Genomic DNA, 262 nt, shown 5'->3' with positions numbered 1-262 from the left:
TATATGCTCTAGCATATGATTCTTAAGTACTGAATAGCTAGGTCTCTTAGCTGGTTTATCTAATTGCTCTGAATCTATTGGTAAAACTTTAGTTTTATTATTAGTTAATTGAAGTATTTTCTTAGTAAAATCGTACCAACTACATTCACCTTCATTGGATACATGATAGATTCCGTAATTATCAGTTTTAATAAGCATGGCAATTACTTTTAATAAATCAACAGTATATGTTGGGGTTCCTATTTGGTCATTAACTACATTC

Annotated in this window: 1 protein-coding gene; it reads right to left on the bottom strand. The window is 29.4% G+C overall.

Annotated features, from left to right (window positions below; genetic code table 11):
• Nucleotides 1-262: sugar nucleotide-binding protein (locus tag ACX6CF_RS26805; RefSeq protein WP_458788430.1), on the bottom strand; the 262-nt coding region annotated here is incomplete at both ends.

The sequence above is a fragment of the Vallitalea sediminicola genome (assembly GCF_054408565.1).
This window is presented reverse-complemented; position numbering and strand designations above follow the sequence as displayed.